The 18747-nt window shown below is 58.6% G+C and carries 15 protein-coding genes and 2 tRNA genes; 2 read left to right on the top strand and 15 right to left on the bottom strand.

Going from position 1 to position 18747, the window contains the following annotated elements; all coding sequences use genetic code 11:
* The first annotated feature begins 101 nt into the window (after positions 1-101).
* On the top strand, positions 102-3044 hold the full coding sequence (locus AC1Z24_RS27005) for a DUF748 domain-containing protein (RefSeq protein ID WP_483743433.1): 2943 nt from the start codon (positions 102-104) through the stop codon (positions 3042-3044).
* Between the two features lie 36 nt (positions 3045-3080).
* Positions 3081-3365, top strand: coding sequence for a DUF2845 domain-containing protein (locus tag AC1Z24_RS27010; RefSeq protein WP_483746723.1), 285 nt, complete (start codon positions 3081-3083; stop codon positions 3363-3365).
* A 216-nt stretch (positions 3366-3581) separates the two neighbouring features.
* Here the strand turns inward: AC1Z24_RS27010 and AC1Z24_RS27015 are convergent, their stop codons facing one another.
* From AC1Z24_RS27015 to ftsH, 15 genes are all read right to left on the bottom strand, one after another.
* Positions 3582-3938 carry a BON domain-containing protein gene (locus tag AC1Z24_RS27015; protein ID WP_259106695.1) on the bottom strand — a complete coding sequence of 119 codons (357 nt, stop codon included), beginning with the start codon at positions 3936-3938 and terminating at the stop codon, positions 3582-3584.
* A gap of 291 nt (positions 3939-4229) precedes the next feature.
* On the bottom strand, positions 4230-6335 hold the full coding sequence (gene pnp / locus AC1Z24_RS27020; protein WP_259106693.1) for a polyribonucleotide nucleotidyltransferase: 2106 nt from the start codon (positions 6333-6335) through the stop codon (positions 4230-4232).
* A 174-nt stretch (positions 6336-6509) separates the two neighbouring features.
* Complete coding sequence (gene rpsO, locus AC1Z24_RS27025) at positions 6510-6779, bottom strand: 30S ribosomal protein S15 (RefSeq protein WP_483743434.1); 270 nt, start codon at positions 6777-6779, stop codon at positions 6510-6512.
* Between the two features lie 144 nt (positions 6780-6923).
* On the bottom strand, positions 6924-7841 hold the full coding sequence (gene truB / locus AC1Z24_RS27030) for a tRNA pseudouridine(55) synthase TruB (RefSeq protein WP_483743435.1): 918 nt from the start codon (positions 7839-7841) through the stop codon (positions 6924-6926).
* Between the two features lie 3 nt (positions 7842-7844).
* Positions 7845-8246, bottom strand: coding sequence for a 30S ribosome-binding factor RbfA (rbfA, locus tag AC1Z24_RS27035; RefSeq protein WP_259106687.1), 402 nt, complete (start codon positions 8244-8246; stop codon positions 7845-7847).
* A gap of 157 nt (positions 8247-8403) precedes the next feature.
* The gene (gene infB, locus AC1Z24_RS27040) at positions 8404-10947 is read right to left on the bottom strand and encodes a translation initiation factor IF-2 (RefSeq protein WP_483743436.1); all 2544 of its coding nucleotides are present in this window, start codon (positions 10945-10947) and stop codon (positions 8404-8406) included.
* A gap of 26 nt (positions 10948-10973) precedes the next feature.
* The gene (gene nusA / locus AC1Z24_RS27045; RefSeq protein ID WP_259106683.1) at positions 10974-12455 is read right to left on the bottom strand and encodes a transcription termination factor NusA; all 1482 of its coding nucleotides are present in this window, start codon (positions 12453-12455) and stop codon (positions 10974-10976) included.
* A 59-nt stretch (positions 12456-12514) separates the two neighbouring features.
* A complete protein-coding gene (gene rimP / locus AC1Z24_RS27050) occupies positions 12515-12973 on the bottom strand; it encodes a ribosome maturation factor RimP (protein WP_483743437.1) in 459 nt (152 codons plus the stop codon).
* A 131-nt stretch (positions 12974-13104) separates the two neighbouring features.
* Positions 13105-13181 (bottom strand) — tRNA-Met (locus AC1Z24_RS27055).
* A 96-nt stretch (positions 13182-13277) separates the two neighbouring features.
* Positions 13278-13363: transfer RNA gene (locus AC1Z24_RS27060), tRNA-Leu, on the bottom strand.
* 47 nt (positions 13364-13410) lie between these two features.
* Positions 13411-13794 (bottom strand): preprotein translocase subunit SecG, encoded by a 384-nt coding sequence (secG, locus tag AC1Z24_RS27065; RefSeq protein ID WP_413304161.1) that lies wholly within the window; start codon positions 13792-13794, stop codon positions 13411-13413.
* A gap of 4 nt (positions 13795-13798) precedes the next feature.
* Positions 13799-14554, bottom strand: coding sequence for a triose-phosphate isomerase (gene tpiA, locus AC1Z24_RS27070; protein WP_483743438.1), 756 nt, complete (start codon positions 14552-14554; stop codon positions 13799-13801).
* A 66-nt stretch (positions 14555-14620) separates the two neighbouring features.
* Positions 14621-15961 carry a phosphoglucosamine mutase gene (gene glmM, locus AC1Z24_RS27075; RefSeq protein WP_483743439.1) on the bottom strand — a complete coding sequence of 447 codons (1341 nt, stop codon included), beginning with the start codon at positions 15959-15961 and terminating at the stop codon, positions 14621-14623.
* A 15-nt stretch (positions 15962-15976) separates the two neighbouring features.
* Positions 15977-16828, bottom strand: a complete 852-nt coding sequence (gene folP, locus AC1Z24_RS27080; RefSeq protein ID WP_483743440.1) for a dihydropteroate synthase — start codon at positions 16826-16828, stop codon at positions 15977-15979.
* A gap of 8 nt (positions 16829-16836) precedes the next feature.
* A complete protein-coding gene (gene ftsH, locus AC1Z24_RS27085) occupies positions 16837-18747 on the bottom strand; it encodes an ATP-dependent zinc metalloprotease FtsH (RefSeq protein ID WP_259106674.1) in 1911 nt (636 codons plus the stop codon).

The raw sequence follows: 18747 nt of genomic DNA on the forward strand, positions 1-18747 counted from the left end.
TTCGCGGGAATCTTCCTACAAGCTTTGCAGACGTCACATCTGGAACCACATTGCCGTGCCATACTCCAAGGACCTCCGAACCGAGAGAGTTGACGCCGCACATGCCCAAAGGATTGAAACGCAGCCTTGCTGTCCTGCTGACTGCCGTCGCGCTCTACACACTTCTGGGCTTTTTGGTTCTGCCAGGCATCGCCTTGCGCGTGGTCAATCAGCAACTGGCCAAATATTCCACGGTTCCGGCCCGGCTCGAGCGCCTGGAGCTCAACCCCTACAGCCTTGAGCTGACCCTGTGGGGCCTGAATATCGGCATGCCCGGCAAGGAGCAGGTGGGTTTTGCCAAGCTCTATGCAAACCTGCAGGTGGACAGCCTCTGGACCGGCGCCCTGCACCTGGCCGACGTGGAACTGGTCAAACCCAAGACCGAACTGCTGTTCGACAAGCAGGGCAAGATGAACCTGGCGCAGCTGTTCAAGCTGCCACCCAGCGAGCCGACTCCGGAGCAACCGGCCAGCAAGCCGTTCCCGGTCCGCGTCGACACGATCAAGTTGGCTGATGGCTACGTCCGTTTTCAGGATCAGCGCCCCAGCGAACCTATCGAATTCCTCTACGACAAACTCAATTTTGAGCTCAAACACCTCAGCACCCTGCCTGAAGACAATGCCGACATGACCCTGGTCGCGGCGGGGCCGGACGGTGGGCAGATCGACTGGGTCGGACGCATCGGCCTGATTCCCATTAGCTCCGAAGGCACCCTAAAGATCACTGGCAACAAGATGAAGCTGTGGTGGCCGTATGTTCGCGATGCATTGCCACTGGCCCTGGAAGACGGGGTGTTGAATTTCAGCACCGCTTACTCCCTCAACCTGTCCAAGGGCACTGAACTGAAGCTGACCGACACCCACCTCGGCGTTGCCTCCCTGGCCCTAAAAACACCTGATGGCCGACCATTGGTGCGCCTGCAGAGCCTGGATGTCAGCGACACCTCGGTGGACCTGGTCAAGCAACTGGTCACCGTCGGCAAGATTCGCAGCAATAAACTGGAAACCTGGGCAGCTCGGGAGGCCGATGGCCAGCTCGACTGGCAGAAGCTGTTCGCCAGCCAACCAGGCAAACCGGCGCCGAGCAAGCCGCCTGTCGATGAGAAAGCCGGCGAAGCGCAAGCCTCGGCACCTGCACCGGCACCGGCACAACCGAGCAAGCCCTGGCAGGTGTTGCTGCGCGATGTGCAGTTGCGTGACTATCAGGTTCATCTGGCCGACCGCGTGCCCAAAGAGCCGGTCGCTCTGGACGTCGGCCCGCTTAACCTGGACCTGAAAGACTTCGACAGCCTGAACAAATCGCCTTTCACCCTCAAGCTCGACACCGGGCTGGGCAAGCAAGGAAAAATCACTGCCGCAGGCGAGGTCAATCTGAACCCGGTGACGGCCAGATTGCAGGTCACCACCCAGGACATCGACTTGCGTGTGGCCCAGGCCTACATCAGCCCGTTCATTCGCCTTGAGCTGCGCAGCGGCATGCTCGGCAGCGATCTGGCGGTTGACCTGAAAAGCACCGAGCCTTTGGCTTTCGGCATTACCGGCAAAGCCCAGGTCAATCAGCTACATACCCTGGACACCCTCAAGCAACGCGACTTCCTCAAATGGCAGCAGCTCAATCTGGAGGGTCTGAACTATCAGCACGGCGACAGCCTGAGCATCGCCAAGGTCAGTCTGGAGCAGCCCTACGCCCGCTTCATGATCAACAACGATCGCACCACCAACGTCGATGATCTGCTGATCCCGCAGCCACCGGAAAGCAAAAGCGCGCCCAAGGCCGCAGCGCCAACCAGCAACGCCAAGCCCTTGGGTATCAAGATCGGTGCAATCAGTATCAATGACGGCTCGGCCAACTTCGCCGACTTCAGCCTGACGCCGAACTTCGCCACCGCTGTGCAGCAACTCAACGGCCAGATCGGCACCCTGGACAACCGCCAGTCGGCACCGGCGGCGGTGGATATCAAGGGCAAGGTCGATCGCTATGCACCGGTGACCATCAAAGGCAGCCTGAACCCCTTCGACCCCCTGTCCAGTCTGGATATTGCCACCAGCTTCAAGCGTGTCGAGCTGACCACCCTGACGCCCTACTCCGGAAAGTTCGCTGGCTACCGGATACGCAAGGGCCGGCTGGATCTTGACCTGCACTACATGGTGACCAAGGGCCAGCTCAAGGCCGAGAACAAGGTCGTGGTCGAACAGCTGCAACTGGGTGAGAAAGTCGACAGCCCGGACGCCGTGGACCTGCCGATTCGCTTGGCCATCGCCTTGCTCAAGGACACCGACGGCAAAATCTCCATCGAGCTGCCGATCTCCGGCGACCTCAATAATCCGCAGTTCAGCGTGATGCCGATTGTCTGGCAGACCCTGCGCAATCTGGTCCTGCGCGCCGCCCAGGCGCCGTTCAAGTTCATTGGCGGGCTGGTCAGCGGTGGCGGCTCGGAAGATCTCAGCAGCGTGTCGTTCGCCGCAGGCTCCAGCGAACTGAGCCCACAGGCACATGACGCTCTGGACAAGCTCTCGGCAGCCTTGAAGGAGCGCCCGACCCTGCGCCTGGAGATCGAAGGCACCAGCGCCGCCAGCACAGATGGCCCGTTATTGGCCCAAGATCGCCTGGAGCGGGAATACCAGTTCACCTACTACAAGATCCTGCAACGACGCGGCGACAAGGTTCCGGCCAGGGCTGGCCTGCTGAAAGTGCCGGATGACGAAAAAGCACCGATGCTCGACGGCATCTACCGCGACCTGCTCAAGCAACAGCCGCCGGCGCAATGGGTCGATCTGGGCAAGGAAGAACGGCAGAACCAGCTACGCGCCGCCGTGCTCAAGTTCTGGAGCAGCAACGAAGTGCTATTGCGCAAGCTGGGTCAGGATCGCGCCAGCAGCATCAAGGACTATCTGGTCGACAAGGGCAAACTGGCGGATGATCGCGTCTACTTCATCGACGCGCGTCTGGGCGAGGCTGAATCCGACAAGCGCGTGGTCACTCCCCTGCATCTGGACAGTGAGTAATCCGACTTGACCTGCACGACCTATTGGCGCGCCGTACTGCTGGTCGCCTCTGCAAGCCTGTGCCACCTCGCCCATGCCGACACCTTGCGTTGCGCCAGCCAGTTGATCAGCGTGGGGGACAGGGCCTTCGAGGTGCAGCAGAAATGCGGCACGCCGGTAAGCCAGGACCTGATCGGCACCAAGTCCACCTTCAGCCATTACCGCCAGCGTGATGAAGTGAAGGTCGAAGAATGGATCTACGGGCCCAATAACGGCATGTATCAGTATCTGCGCTTCGAGGGTGGGCGGTTGGTGCGTATTGATAGTCGGCGTGGGGATTGAAAACCCGCTGGGCTCCTGACCACCACATCTAACTACGCGCCTATCCCACGTAGGAGCGGCTTCAGCCGCGAGAGCGCCCTCCCGGCTAAAGCCGGTCCTACAAGTGTGCGCCATAACAGAGAACGGTTAAGCACAACCTGCACATATAAAAAGGCCCCGACACAAGGTCGGGGCCAGCAATGCCCTTATCCAGGACTCAGGGCAAATGCTTGAACCTTACTCGGCTTTCAGGCCATCAGCCGAAACAGCACGTACGCCTTTGATTTTCTTGGCGATAGCGACTGCGGTAGTTTTCTGGGCTGCAGTAATAGCTACTGTCGACGACAGGGAAACCACGCCTTTGTTGGTTTCGACCTTGATGTCGGTGCCAGGGATGCCTTTTTCGGTTACCAGGTCGGATTTGACCTTGGTGGTGATCCAGGTATCCGAAGTCTCTTCCTTGGCCTTGGCCACTTCACCGGCAGCAATCACCATCGGCTTTTGGGACGGAGCAGTCGTATCGGCAAACGCAGCGTTTGCCAGGGTCAGCGTCAGGGCGGTGGCAGTAGCAGCAGCGATAGCGAACTTCTTCATGGGGTAACTCCTGTTTTTCTTCAAGATCTGCGCCAGTATCAATCGTGGCAGCAGGGTTACCATTACTATCGCAATCGCTGTGCCAACCCGATTTTAAAATTTAATCCTTTAAAATCAATAGCTTGAAAAATACACCCATTCACCCGATCGTGCAGATTGCCCGTTCTCCCCTGATCGCACATGCAAGTTGCATGTGTATCAAAAACAACAAAAAGTTCCCTGCCGGTTTTTCACCCGCCCACGAAAAAGGGCCCCGAAGGGCCCCTCTCGTAACACCATGCTACGGGGTGATTAAACGCCCGATGCCTTGGCCGCCGCGACGTCTTTGATCGACAGCTTGATACGGCCGCGGTTGTCCACGTCCAGTACCAGTACTTCAACTTCCTGGCCTTCTTTCAGGATGTCGGTGACTTTCTCTACGCGAGCGTCGCTCAGCATCGAGATGTGCACCAGACCGTCCTTGCCAGGCAGGATGTTGACGAATGCGCCGAAGTCGACGATGCGCTCAACCTTGCCGACGTAGATCTTGCCGATCTCGGCCTCAGCGGTGATACCCAGAACGCGCTGACGTGCTGCCTCAGCCGCTTCCTTGGATTCGCCGAAGATCTTGATGGAGCCGTCGTCTTCGATATCGATCGAAGCCTTGGTCTCTTCACAGATGGCACGGATGGTGGCGCCGCCTTTACCGATGACGTCACGGATCTTGTCGGTGTCGATCTTCATCGCGATCATGGTCGGAGCATTTTCCGACAGTTCGCTACGGGACTGACCGATGATCTGGTTCATCTGACCGAGGATGTTCAGGCGAGCTTCCAGGGCCTGGCCCAAGGCGATCTCCATGATTTCTTCGGTGATGCCTTTGATCTTGATGTCCATCTGCAGCGCGGTAACACCTTTTGCGGTACCGGCTACTTTGAAGTCCATGTCGCCCAGGTGATCTTCGTCACCCAGGATGTCGGTCAGGATGGCGAACTTCTCGCCTTCTTTGACCAGACCCATGGCGATACCGGCAACAGGTGCCTTCATCGGTACGCCAGCGTCCATCAGAGCCAGGGAAGCGCCGCAGACCGAAGCCATGGAGCTGGAACCGTTGGACTCGGTGATTTCCGACACTACACGGATGGTGTACGGGAACACGTCGGCAGCAGGCAGCATGGCCTGGACCGAACGACGAGCCAGACGGCCGTGACCGATTTCACGACGACCCGCGCCGCCCATGCGACCACACTCGCCCACCGAGAACGGAGGGAAGTTGTAGTGCAGCATGAAGGGGTCTTTTTTCTCGCCTTCGAGGGTGTCGAGCAGCTGTGCGTCACGCGCGGTACCCAAGGTGGCAACGACCAGTGCCTGAGTTTCGCCACGGGTGAACAGCGCCGAACCGTGAGTCTTCGGCAGAACGCCGACTTCGATGTTCAGCGGACGTACGGTTTTGGTGTCGCGACCGTCGATACGTGGCTTGCCGTTGACGATGTTTTCGCGAACGGTGCGGTATTCGATTTCGCCGAAAGCGGCTTTGACTTCGCTGGAAGTCGGCTGGCCTTCTTCACCGGACAACTTGGCGACGATCTGGTCTTTCAGCTCGCCCAGGCGAGCATAACGGTCGGCCTTGACAGTGATGGTGTAGGCCTGGGAGATCGCGTCGCCGAATTCGGCACGGATGGCGCCCAGCAGCGCAGTGGCTTCCGGCTTGGCTTCCCAGGCCCAGGTAGGCTTGGCAGCTTCAGCGGCCAGCTCTTTGACAGCCTTGATCACCGACTGGAATTCATCGTGGGCGAACAGTACAGCGCCCAGCATCTGGTCTTCGGTCAGCTCTTTGGCTTCCGATTCAACCATCAGCACCGCCTCTTCGGTACCGGCAACGACCATGTCCAGGCTCGAAGCCTTGAGCTGCTCGTAAGTCGGGTTCAGCAGGTAGCCGGTGCTTTCGTGGAAAGCCACGCGAGCAGCGCCGATCGGACCGTCGAAAGGAATGCCGGAGATGGCCAGGGCAGCCGAAGTACCGATCATCGCAGCGACGTCCGGATCGGTTTTCTTGCTGGTGGAAACGACTGTGCAGACAACCTGCACTTCGTTCATGAAGCCTTCAGGGAACAGCGGGCGGATCGGACGATCGATCAGACGCGAGGTCAGGGTCTCTTTCTCGGAAGGACGGCCTTCGCGCTTGAAGAAACCACCAGGGATCTTGCCGGCGGCGTAGGTTTTTTCCTGGTAGTGCACGGAAAGGGGGAAGAAGCCTTTGCTTGGGTCAGCAGTCTTGGCGCCGACCACAGTCACGAGAACGGTGACGTCGTCGTCAACGGTGACCAATACAGCACCAGAGGCTTGACGGGCAATACGGCCAGTCTCGAGGGTTACGGTCGATTGACCGAATTGAAACTTTTTGATTACCGGGTTCACGGTTTCCTACCTTCTTTGTGGCTCTTGGGGGAACTGGTTTCTTGCGAATTCTTGGGCAGCGAGGGGAATCGGACCCTTCGGCAGTCCAGATAAAACTAGAGGCTGGGAGCCTGCCAGAACCACCGGATAAACCGACGGCTCATGACAGACAACCAACCTCTTACCGCATCGTTATTAGCGACGCAGACCCAGACGAGCAATCAGGGAGCTGTAACGGCTAACGTCCTTACCTTTCAGGTAATCCAGCAGCTTGCGACGCTGGTTTACCATACGGATCAGACCACGACGCGAGTGGTGGTCCTTACCGTTGGCCTTGAAGTGGCCTTGCAGTTTGTTGATGTTGGCGGTCAGCAGTGCAACTTGCACTTCTGGCGAACCAGTGTCACCAACAGCTTGCTGGTAGTCGGTTACGATTTGAGCTTTTTCTTCAACGCTGAGTGCCATTTGGGCATTCCTTTATCAAGAAACCGCTCCAGGGAGACGGTTTCAACAGGCCGAGGGCAAACCCTCGTATTAAAAAATGAGAAATGACCGTGCCTGTTGACAGCCATCCTCGTACCCAGGCCATTCACATGGCCCGGGGTCCGGTCATTCTGACCGAATCAAGCGACGCGGCGCGATGCGCCCGTCTTCACTCACTTCACCGATACCGATGAAGCGTCCTTCATGATCTTGCACCCGAACCATGCCTGACTGCGGCGCGTCCGGTGCTCTTACTGGCTGACCATGCAGCCAGTAGAACGAACTGTGCTCGGAAAACTGCAACAGCGGCCAGTGTAGCAACCCGCTGTCGGAAGGCATGAGAAATTGGTCAATGGCTTCATTGCCACCCTCAGCATGCACACGTTCCAGCTCTTCCAGGGTCACGGTCTGGGCCAGGTTGAATGGTCCCGCTTGTGTGCGGCGCAACTGCGCTACATATGCACCACAACCCAGTTTTTCACCAATATCTTCGACCAGCGTGCGGATATAGGTGCCTTTGCTGCAATCGACAGCCAAACGGGCGGTCTCGCCTTCGCAGGCAAGCAATTCCAGGCGCGCAATAGTAACAGAACGCGCCTCGCGCTCCACCACTTCCCCGGCACGGGCCAGCTTGTACAGGGGCTGGCCATCACGCTTGAGGGCCGAGTACATCGGTGGTATCTGACTGATTTCGCCACGAAAAGCCGGCAATGCCGCTTCGATATCGGTACGACCAACGGTCACCGGACGCACCTGCAAAACATCACCTTCCGCGTCGGCGGTGGTGGTGGTCTTGCCCAGCTGCATCAGGGTCTCGTAGCCTTTGTCGGAATCGAGCAGGTATTGCGAGAACTTGGTCGCCTCACCGAAGCACAGGGGCAGTACGCCCGTGGCCAGTGGATCGAGGCTACCGGTATGCCCGGCCTTCTCTGCATTGAGCAGCCAGCGCACCTTCTGCAAGGCAGCGTTGGAAGTGAAGCCCAGTGGCTTGTCGAGCAGGATGATTCCGCTGACGTTGCGGCGTATACGCTTGACCTGAGCCACGCCTTACTCCTCGGTACCGTCTGGCTTTTCAGCCTGCGGGTGCTGACCGTCTTCGGCTACCGCACGCTCGATCAACGCCGACAGGTGCGCGCCACGCACGACGCTTTCGTCGTAGTGAAAGTGCAATTGAGGCACGCTGCGCAGCTTCATCTCACGGGCCAGCTGCATGCGCAGGAAGCCGGCGGCAGAGTTCAGTACCTTGATCGACTGGGCGATATCTTCGGCGCTGTCCTGCCCCATCACGGTGATGAAGATCTTGGCGTGGCCAACGTCACGGCTGACGTCGACGGCGGTAATGGTGACCAGGCCTACGCGCGGGTCTTTTACTTCGCGACGGATCAGTTGGGCCAGCTCGCGCTGCATCTGATCGCCGATACGTTGGGTACGGCTGTATTCTTTTGCCATGTCTTGTTACCTGTCACTGACCTGCGGCACTACCGCATGGTCTGAAAGCGGCAAACGCCCGGCCTGGCAGAAGCCGGACCGGGCGTTGCGTTTAGAGTCCAGGGCGGGCGCAGGCATTTTCATGCGACGCCCCACCATGGCTCCTACAGCTCGCGACTTAAAGGCTGCGAGCCACTTGGACCTTCTCGAAGACTTCGATCTTGTCACCGACCTTGACGTCGTTGTAGCTCTTGACGCCGATACCGCATTCCATGCCGGCACGTACTTCGGAAGCGTCATCCTTGAAGCGGCGCAGGGATTCCAGCTCGCCTTCGAAGATAACGATGTCTTCGCGCAGTACACGGATTGGACGGTTACGGTGAACAACACCTTCGATAACCATGCAACCTGCGATCGCACCGAACTTAGGCGAACGGAACACGTCACGCACTTCGGCGATACCCAGGATGTTCTCCCGGACGTCGCTGCCAAGCATGCCGGTGAGGGCCTTCTTGACGTCTTCGATGATGTCGTAGATCACGTTGTAGTAACGCATATCCAGGCCTTCCTGCTCGACGATCTTGCGAGCGCCGGCATCGGCACGCACGTTGAAGCCGAACAGTACAGCGTTGGAAGCCAGTGCCAGGTTGGCGTCGGACTCGGTGATACCACCGACACCGCCACCGACAACGCGCACTTGCACTTCGTCGTTACCCAAGCCGTTCAAGGCGCCGTTCAACGCTTCGAGGGAACCGCGGACGTCGGATTTGAGGACGATGTTGAGCGTCTTCTTCTCTTCCTGACCCATGTTCTCGAAGATGTTTTCCAGCTTGCCGGCGTGAGCACGAGCCAGTTTAACTTCGCGGAACTTGCCTTGACGGAACAGAGCCACTTCACGGGCTTTCTTCTCGTCAGCCACAACGCTCATCTCGTCGCCAGCGTCCGGGGTACCGTCCAGGCCGAGGATCTCGACAGGGATGGAAGGACCGGCTTCCTTGATGGACTTGCCGTTCTCGTCGAGCATGGCACGTACACGGCCGTAGTTCGAACCGACCAGGACCATGTCGCCTTGACGCAGCGTACCGTCCTGAACCAGCACGGTGGCCACCGGGCCACGGCCCTTGTCCAGGCGCGATTCAACGACCACACCACGGCCAGGAGCCGACGGAGTAGCCGTCAGTTCCAGAACTTCGGCTTGCAGCAGTACGGCTTCGAGCAATTCGTCGACGCCAGTACCCATCTTCGCCGAGACCGGTACGAATGGTGTGTCGCCACCCCACTCTTCCGACGTCACGCCGTGGACCGACAGTTCGCTGCGGATGCGATCGAGATCGGCGCCCGGCTTGTCGATCTTGTTCACTGCCACGACCAGCGGAACACCGGCGGCCTTGGCATGTTGAACAGCTTCGATGGTCTGCGGCATTACGCCGTCGTCCGCCGCAACCACCAGGATCACGATGTCGGTCGCCTTGGCACCACGGGCACGCATTGCGGTAAACGCGGCGTGACCAGGGGTGTCGAGGAACGTCACCATGCCACGGTCGGTTTCAACGTGGTATGCGCCGATGTGCTGGGTGATACCACCGGCTTCGCCAGCAGCTACCTTGGCACGACGGATGTAGTCGAGCAGGGAAGTCTTACCGTGGTCAACGTGGCCCATTACGGTCACGACTGGAGCACGGGAAACTGCCTCACCTTCAAACTTCAGGGACTCGGCCAGGGAATCTTCCAGGGCGGTGTCGCTGACCAGGGTCACTTTGTGGCCCAGCTCCTCGGCAACCAGTTGAGCAGTTTCCTGATCAAGTACCTGGTTGATGGTCGCTGGCGTACCCAGTTTGAACATGAACTTGATGATTTCAGCAGCCTTGACCGACATCTGCTGGGCCAGATCGCCCACAGTGATGGTCTCGCCGATCTTCACTTCGCGCACGACAGGGCCGGTTGGGCTCTGGAAACCGTGGGCGTTGCGTTTCTTCAGCTTGGCCTTGCCACGACCGCCGCGACGGAAGCTATCGCTTTCTTCATCGGTGGTACGAGGAGCAACACGCGGGGCCGGAGCCTTTTCCTTGACGGAGGCGCGGTGCGGGGCGTTCTTGCGATCGCCGTCGCTGCTGCCACGACGGTTGTCGTCGGCACGCGGCTTGTCAGGGCGACGCGGTTCGTCACGCTTGCGCGCATCGGCAGCAGGTGCTGCAGGTGCGTCGATGGCCGAATTGGCGATCGCTTCAAGAACCGGAGCAGCCGATACAGCAGGCGCCGCTTCCTGAGCAGGAGCAGCAGCCGCAGCAGACGAATCCTGAGCAGCAGCCGGCTGGCGACGCGCTTCTTCTTCGGCGCGACGCTTGCTTTCTTCTTCAGCCTTCTGACGCGCAGCATTCTCTACTGCACGACGCTCGTCCTGCTCGCGCTTGCGCTCAGCTTCGATTTCTTCGGGGCTGCGCTGTACGAACACTTTCTTCTTGCGCACTTCAACGCTAATGCTCTTGCTGCCAGCAACGCGCAGGGTGCTGGTGGTCTTGCGCTGCAAGGTAATCTTGCGAGGCTCTTCCACCTTGGCCTTGTGACCGCTTTTCAAATGCGTCAACAGGGCTTGTTTCTCGTTATCGGTCACAACTTGCTCGGCGGCGGTGTGCGGCAGACCTGCCTCACGCATCTGCTGTAACAGGCGCTCTACCGGTGTGTCGACCACTTTGGCCAGTTCTTTCACCGTGACTTGCGTCATGCACTTCTCTCCTCAGGCCGCGCCACTTACTCGAACCAGTGGGCTCGGGCGGCCATGATCAACTTGCCGGCACGATCATCGTCAATGCCGTCGATGTCGAGCAGGTCATCAATAGACTGCTCGGCCAGGTCTTCGCGGGTAATTACGCCGCGCACCGCCAGTTCCATCGCCAAATCCTTGTCCATACCCTCAAGCGAGAGCAGGTCTTCGGCCGGATGGGCGTCTGCCAGCTTTTCCTCAGTAGCGATAGCTTTGGTCAACAAACGATCCTTGGCACGAGCACGAAGCTCGTTGACGGTTTCCTCGTCAAAGCCGTCGATGTTGAGCATCTCTTCCACCGGTACGTAGGCAATCTCTTCCAGGCTGGTGAAGCCTTCGTCGACCAGCACCTGTGCCAGATCTTCGTCGACTTCCAGCTCGTCGATGAAGTTGCGCAGGATGTCGCCGGTTTCCGCTTGTTGCTTAGCCTGGATGTCCGATTCGGTCATCACGTTCAGGGTCCAGCCGGTCAACTGACTGGCCAGACGCACGTTCTGACCGCCACGGCCGATCGCCTGGGCCAGATTGTCCGCGCCGACGGCGATGTCCATTGCATGGGCATCCTCATCAACGATGATTGCCGCGACTTCAGCGGGCGACATGGCGTTGATGACGAACTGTGCAGGGTTATCGTCCCAAAGAACGATGTCCACACGCTCGCCACCCAGCTCGCCCGATACAGCCTGAACACGCGAACCGCGCATGCCGATACAGGCACCTTGCGGATCGATACGCTTGTCCTTGGAGCGGACAGCGATTTTTGCACGAGAGCCCGGATCACGGGAGGCAGCCATCACCTCGATCAGGCCTTCGGCGATTTCCGGTACTTCAATGCGGAACAGCTCGATGAGCATTTCCGGAGCCGTACGCGAGAGGATCAACTGAGGACCACGGTTCTCGGTGCGGATCTCCTTGAGCAGGGCACGCACGCGTACACCGACGCGGAAAGTCTCCCGCGAAATAATGTCTTCACGTGCCAGCAGGGCTTCGGCGTTGTTGCCCAGGTCAACGATAACGTTGTCGCGGGTAACCTTTTTGACCGTACCGGAAATGATTTCACCCAGACGCTCGCGATAGGCGTCCACGACCTGGGCTCGCTCGGCTTCACGCACTTTCTGCACGATGACTTGCTTGGCAGTCTGCGCAGCGATACGGCCGAACTCGATGGATTCGATTTTCTCTTCTACTACATCACCGACTTTCGCGCCGGGATGAGTCAGTGCAACCTTGCTCGGCCAGGTTTCGATGGCCGGATCATCAAGGTCGTCTTCTTCAACGACGGTCCACAGACGGAACGTCTCGTAGTTACCGGTCTGGCGATTGATTTCCACACGCAGTTCTACTTCATCTTCAAAGCGTTTCTTGGTAGCCGTGGCCAAAGCCAGCTCCAGCGCTTCGAAAATCACACCGGCCGGTACGCCCTTTTCATTGGATACCGACTCAACAACCAGCAGTACTTCTTTGCTCATCGTACGCCTCGCCTTTCGCAAGCCATTGGATCCGCGGGATCCGCAGTATCTGGCACGCCTCAGTCAAACTTGGGAATAATGTTGGCTTTGTCGATCCCGTCGATCGGCAACAGGAACTCATGGTCATCTACCTGCACCACGATGTCCTGCTCCTCCACCCCGCGGAGAAGGCCCTGAAAATTGCGTCGACCTTCAAATGGCGAGCGCAACTTTATCTTCACTTGTTCCCCGGCGTGCGCAGCAAACTGTTCGATGGTGAACAGTGGGCGTTCCATGCCAGGTGAAGACACTTCGAGCGTGTATTCAACAGCGATCGGGTCTTCAACATCGAGAATCCCGCTGACCTGGCGACTGACAATTGCACAGTCATCAACCAGGACGCCGCCTTCTTTATCGATATAAATACGCAACATCGAGTGACGACCCTGGGCCGTGAACTCGATACCCCAGCATTCATAGCCCAGGGCCACGACCACCGGGGCCAGCAAGGCCTGCAACTCTTCTAGCTTGCTCGACACTTGAACCCCCTCGTGCATGCTTTAAAAATAAAAAAATGGGCGAAACGCCCATCCATGAGAACGCTGTCAAAGCAGCGTTATAGACTGTCCAGCTAACAAAAAGCCCCTTTAGAAAGGGGCTCCGCTAAAACTGGTTGCGGGGGCTGGATTTGAACCAACGACCTTCGGGTTATGAGCCCGACGAGCTACCAGACTGCTCCACCCCGCGACAAAGCTGGGGCGGAAGTATACGGCTGATCCCTTTCAGGGTCAATCGAACATCCCACCTACAAGAAAGCCCGCTAATGCGGGCTCTCCTGATAATTGGTACCGAGAAGGGGACTCGAACCCCTACACCCTATGGGCACAACCACCTCAAGGTTGCGTGTCTACCAATTCCACCACCTCGGCAATACAACTCTTTTGGCAGCCTCTACAACACTGCCTGATCCTGCTTGTTACTTCTGCTCTGGAGCTTGAGGTACATCAGCCGGAGTTACCGCTGGCTTTTGTTGCCCTTCGAGCACTGGCACATCGTCTGCTGCCGGTTTTTTCTTCACTTCCAATACTGCTGGATCTGGCAAACCTACTTGAGTCAGCTGGTGAGCTTTCTCTTTAGCAAAGTAACCTAACCCCAAGCTGGTTATGAAGAAACAGGCGGCTAGTATAGCAGTAAGTTTACTAAGAAAGGTAGAGGAACCTTGGCTTCCGAAGACAGTATTTGATGCACCTGCTCCGAAAGACGCACCGGCGTCCGCACCTTTACCCTGTTGCAGCAACACCAGAACAACAACGCCCAGAGCGCCCAACAGATGAAAAACGACTACGACTGTTTCCAGCATTTTTTCAGTTTCCCGCGGCGCGACAAATCGCACCGAACTCATCTGCATTCAGGGAAGCTCCACCAATGAGCCCCCCATCGATATCCGGCATGCTGAACAGTTCGGCCGCATTGGCCGCCTTCACGCTGCCGCCATAAAGAAGGCGCACGCCTTGTGCGACTTCGGCATTCTCTTTCGCCAACTGCGCACGAATAGCTGCGTGCACATCCTGCGCTTGTTGCGGCGAAGCCGTCAGTCCGGTGCCAATGGCCCAGACTGGTTCATAAGCAATCACTGCATTTACAAATGCATCAACGCCCAGTTCTTCAATGATGCTGTCCAGCTGACGCCCGACGATCTCGAGTGTCTTGCCTGCTTCGCGCTCCTGAAGGGTCTCCCCTACACAGAGCACAGGCGTCAGGCCACTAGCCTGAGCTGCCGCGAACTTGCGGCCAAGGACCTCATCATGCTCACCCAGAAGCTGACGACGCTCCGAGTGACCTACGAGAACCAGCTTGCAACCAACTTCAGCGAACTGCGCCGGCGAAACTTCGCCGGTCAAGGCACCTTGCGCAGCCTGGGTTGCAGAGTTCTGCGCACCCACGGCAATCGACGTACCTTGCAGAGCATCGATCACCTGAGTGACGTACAAGCTCGGCGGAAAAACCGCTACTTCAACATCACCGGGCAGCGCCTGAGCACTCAGGCCCTGTATCAGCTCAGCGACGCTGGAGCGGGTACCGTGCATTTTCCAGTTACCAGCTACCATTGGGCGACGCATGCTGCACCCCGTCAGTCAAAGTGGGCGCAGATGTTACCCAACAGTTTCAACACTGGCAAGCCGAAATCAGGCGCAAACTTCTGTAACCAGTTTTGCCAGCTCTTCGGCGTAGCCGGTAACCTGCGCTTCGTCCTCGCCCTCGACCATGACCCGCACCAGCGGCTCGGTGCCAGACTTGCGCAGCAGCACCCGACCACGACCGCCCATGGCCGCTGTAACGCGTGCACAGGCTTCAGTAACCGCAGGATGACTGACCGGATCGATACCCCCGGCAAAACGCACATTGATCAGTACCTGCGGGCACTTGCGCAGCGCCTGACGAGCCTGCGCCAGGCTTTCCTGGCGACGGCGCAAAGCAAGGATCACCTGCAACGCGGCGATGATCGCATCGCCTGTGGTCGTATTCTGCAGGCACACCACGTGGCCGGAGTTCTCTCCACCGATCTGCCAGTTACGTTCCAGCAACTCGGCGATCACGTAGCGGTCGCCGACATTGGCGCGCACAAATGGGATATTCAGTTCAGCCAAGGCCAGCTCCAGGCCGAGGTTGCTCATCAGCGTGCCGACTACCCCGCCCTGCAGACGCCCACGCTCTTGCAGATCACGAGCGATGATGAACAGCAGATCGTCACCATCGACGATGGCACCCGTATGATCAACCATCAGTACCCGGTCGCCGTCGCCGTCGAAACCGATCCCCAGATCCGCCCCCTCAGCCAGCACCGCCGCCTGCAACGACTCCATGTGGGTCGAACCACAGTTCTCGTTGATGTTCAGGCCGTTGGGTTGCGCCGACAGTACGGTGACCTGGGCGCCCAGCTCACGGAAGACATTGGGCGCCACCTTGTAGGTCGCGCCGTGGGCGCAGTCGATGACCAGCCGCAGCCCGGCGAAGTCGGTGCTGGTCGGCACACTGCTCTTGCAGAATTCGATATAGCGGCCTGCGGCGTCGTTGATCCGCGAGACCTTGCCCAGCTTGTCCGACTCGACCACGGTCATGGGCGTGTCGAGCAGCTCTTCGATCATCATTTCGATCTCGTCCGGCAGCTTGGTGCCCTGGCCGGAGAAGAACTTGATGCCGTTATCGTAGTGCGGATTGTGCGAAGCACTGATCACGATGCCGGCTTCGGCATGGAAGGTCCGGGTCAAATAGGCGATGGCCGGTGTCGGCATCGGTCCCAGCAGCATGACGTCGGCACCAGCGGCAGACAGGCCGGCTTCCAGAGCGGATTCGAACATATAGCCGGAAATCCGAGTGTCCTTGCCGACCAGAATGCGGCAGGCGCCAAGATGACGAAATGCCATGCCAGCAGCCCAACCGAGGCGCAGCATGAAATCAGGCGTGATAGGAAATTGCCCGACGCGACCGCGAATACCGTCGGTCCCGAAATATTTTTTAGTTGTCATGGATGCTCCATCTTTCTATTCAGCTGACTCGACAGCGGCAATCATCCGCACAACGTCAATCGTTTCGGCGACATCATGCACGCGCAGGATCCGCGCGCCCTTGACCATCGCCAATGCAGCGAGTGCCAGGCCACCGTACAGACGCTCACCGACTGCACGCCCCAGAACCCCGCCGATCATGCTTTTACGCGAGACACCGACCAGCAGAGGCCGCCCCAACGCGTGGAGGGCCTCCATATGCTTGAACAGGCTCAGGTTGTGATCCAGGCTCTTGGCAAAGCCAAAGCCGGGATCGAGGATAATGCGCTCGGCAGGTATGCCCACCTTCGCACAGGCATCCATGCGCTCGACGAGAAAGGCGCTGACCTCACCGAGCAGATCCTGGTAGTGCGGATCATCCTGCATATTCCCCGGCTCACCGAGCATATGCATCAGACACACCGGCAAACCGGTGGCGGCGGCGGCATCAAGCGCGCCGTCGCGACGCAGGGAGCGCACGTCATTGATCAACCCGGCTCCCAGGCGCGCGGACTCGCGAATCACCGCTGGCGTGGAAGTATCGACAGAGATAATCACATCCAGCTCGCGATTCAATGCCTCGACCACCGGAGCCACCCGCTCCAGCTCTTCCAGTGGCGATACGACACGAGCGCCCGGGCGAGTCGACTCACCACCAACATCGATCAGCGTGGCGCCGGCAGCAACCATAGCTTCAGCATGGCGCAGAGCCACATCAAGCTGATTGAAGCGGCCACCATCGGAAAAGGAGTCAGGCGTGGCGTTGAGGATGCCCATCACATGGGTGCGGGACAAATCAAGAACCCGGTTGCCGCAAGGCAACCGGGTTGGGTGAAACACTGAAGTCATGTCAGACCTTAATGTTCAGCGGCAGGGCCACCGATAGGCGTTTCAGGGCGCGGATCCACTGGAGGCAGCGGTGTACCGGAAGTGCCCGAACCACCGCCTTCCCAGTCACGCGGCTCACGTGGAGGACGGCCAGCCATGATGTCGTCGATTTGATCGGCATCGATGGTTTCGTACTTCATCAGGGCATCAGCCATGGCATCGAGCTTGTCGCGGCTGTCCGTCAGGATCTGCTTGGCGGTGCCGTAGCACTGATCGATGATCAGGCGCACTTCCGAGTCGATCAACTTGGCTGTTTCGCCGGAGAAGCTGGAGTTCTGGCTGCCGCCGCGACCCAGGAAGCCCGAGTCCTCATCTTCGGCATACATCAGCGGACCGAGTTTTTCCGACAGACCCCATTTGGTCACCATGTTCCGCGCAATCTGGCTGGCACGCATGATGTCGTTGGAGGCGCCGGTGGTAACACCGTCGAAGCCCAAGGTCATTTCTTCGGCGATACGGCCGCCATACAGCGAACAGATCTGGCTGATCAGCGCACGCTTGGACAGGCTGTAACGATCTTCTTCCGGCAGGAACATGGTCACGCCCAGAGCACGACCGCGCGGGATGATCGACACCTTGTAGACCGGATCATGCTCAGGCACGACACGCCCCACGATGGCATGGCCAGCTTCGTGATAAGCGGTGTTGCGCTTCTCTTTATCGGACATGACCATGGATTTGCGCTCTGCGCCCATCATGATCTTGTCTTTAGCGAGCTCGAATTCCTTCATTTCAACAATGCGCTTGCCGGAACGAGCGGCGAACAGCGATGCCTCGTTGACCAGGTTGGCCAGGTCGGCGCCGGAGAAGCCCGGCGTACCGCGGGCAATAACACCCGGGTTGACGTCTTCGCCCATAGGCACTTTGCGCATGTGGACCTTGAGAATCTGCTCACGGCCACGGATATCCGGCAGACCAACAACAACCTGACGGTCGAAACGGCCCGGCCGCAGCAGCGCAGGGTCGAGGACGTCCGGACGGTTAGTCGCAGCAATGACGATGATGCCGTCATTCATTTCGAAACCGTCCATCTCTACCAGCAACTGGTTGAGGGTCTGTTCGCGCTCATCATGACCGCCACCCATGCCGTTGCCACGATGGCGACCGACGGCATCGATTTCGTCGATGAAGATAATGCAGGGAGCATGTTTCTTGGCTTGTTCGAACATGTCACGGACGCGGCTGGCACCGACACCCACGAACATCTCGACGAAGTCGGAACCGGAGATGGTGAAGAACGGCACCTTGGCTTCACCAGCGATCGCCTTCGCGATAAGGGTTTTACCAGTACCCGGTGGGCCAACCATGAGCACGCCACGGGGAATACGACCGCCCAGGCGCTGGAATTTTCCCGGATCACGGAGGAATTCGACCAGTTCGCCGACTTCTTCCTTGGCTTCGTCGCACCCGGCAACGTCAGCCAGCGTGGTCTTGACCTGATCTTCGGAAAGCAGGCGTGCCTTGCTCTTGCCAAAGCTCATCGGCCCGCCCTTGCCTCCCGCACCGCCTTGCATCTGGCGCATGAAAAACATGAACACGGCGATGATGACCAGAATTGGGAAACTGGCGACCAGCAGTTGCGTCCAGATGCTTTGCTGCTCTGGTTGCTTGCCTTCGATCACGACGTTGTTGTCGACCAGGTCACCGATCAGGCCGTTGTCCTGGATTGCCGGACGAATAGTCTTGAAGGTGTCGCCGTCGTTGCGTTTGCCCGTAATGACGTAGCCGTCCACGGCAACTTTCTCGACCTTGCCATCCTTGACCTGCTGGATGAATTCGGAATAGTTGAGGGTCTGCGGCTCGTTAGGGCTGGAGAAGTTGTTCATCACCGTCACCAGGACGGCTGCGATGATCAACCACAGGATCAAGTTCTTTGCCAT

The organism is Pseudomonas sp. JL23 (assembly GCF_056933585.1).

Bases quoted from the DNA above. Each gene is read 5' to 3' on its own strand.
- AC1Z24_RS27005 (WP_483743433.1), top strand. From the start codon at position 102: ATGCCCAAAGGATTGAAACGCAGCCTTGCTGTCCTGCTGACTGCCGTC.
- AC1Z24_RS27015 (WP_259106695.1), bottom strand. From the start codon at position 3,938: ATGAAGAAGTTCGCTATCGCTGCTGCTACTGCCACCGCCCTGACGCTG.
- folP (WP_483743440.1), bottom strand. From the start codon at position 16,828: ATGACTTCAGTGTTTCACCCAACCCGGTTGCCTTGCGGCAACCGGGTT.
- ftsH (WP_259106674.1), bottom strand. From the start codon at position 18,747: ATGGCAAAGAACTTGATCCTGTGGTTGATCATCGCAGCCGTCCTGGTG.
- rpsO (WP_483743434.1), bottom strand. From the start codon at position 6,779: ATGGCACTCAGCGTTGAAGAAAAAGCTCAAATCGTAACCGACTACCAG.
- nusA (WP_259106683.1), bottom strand. From the start codon at position 12,455: ATGAGCAAAGAAGTACTGCTGGTTGTTGAGTCGGTATCCAATGAAAAG.
- secG (WP_413304161.1), bottom strand. From the start codon at position 13,794: ATGCTGGAAACAGTCGTAGTCGTTTTTCATCTGTTGGGCGCTCTGGGC.
- infB (WP_483743436.1), bottom strand. From the start codon at position 10,947: ATGACGCAAGTCACGGTGAAAGAACTGGCCAAAGTGGTCGACACACCG.
- glmM (WP_483743439.1), bottom strand. From the start codon at position 15,961: ATGACAACTAAAAAATATTTCGGGACCGACGGTATTCGCGGTCGCGTC.
- tpiA (WP_483743438.1), bottom strand. From the start codon at position 14,554: ATGCGTCGCCCAATGGTAGCTGGTAACTGGAAAATGCACGGTACCCGC.
- rbfA (WP_259106687.1), bottom strand. From the start codon at position 8,246: ATGGCAAAAGAATACAGCCGTACCCAACGTATCGGCGATCAGATGCAG.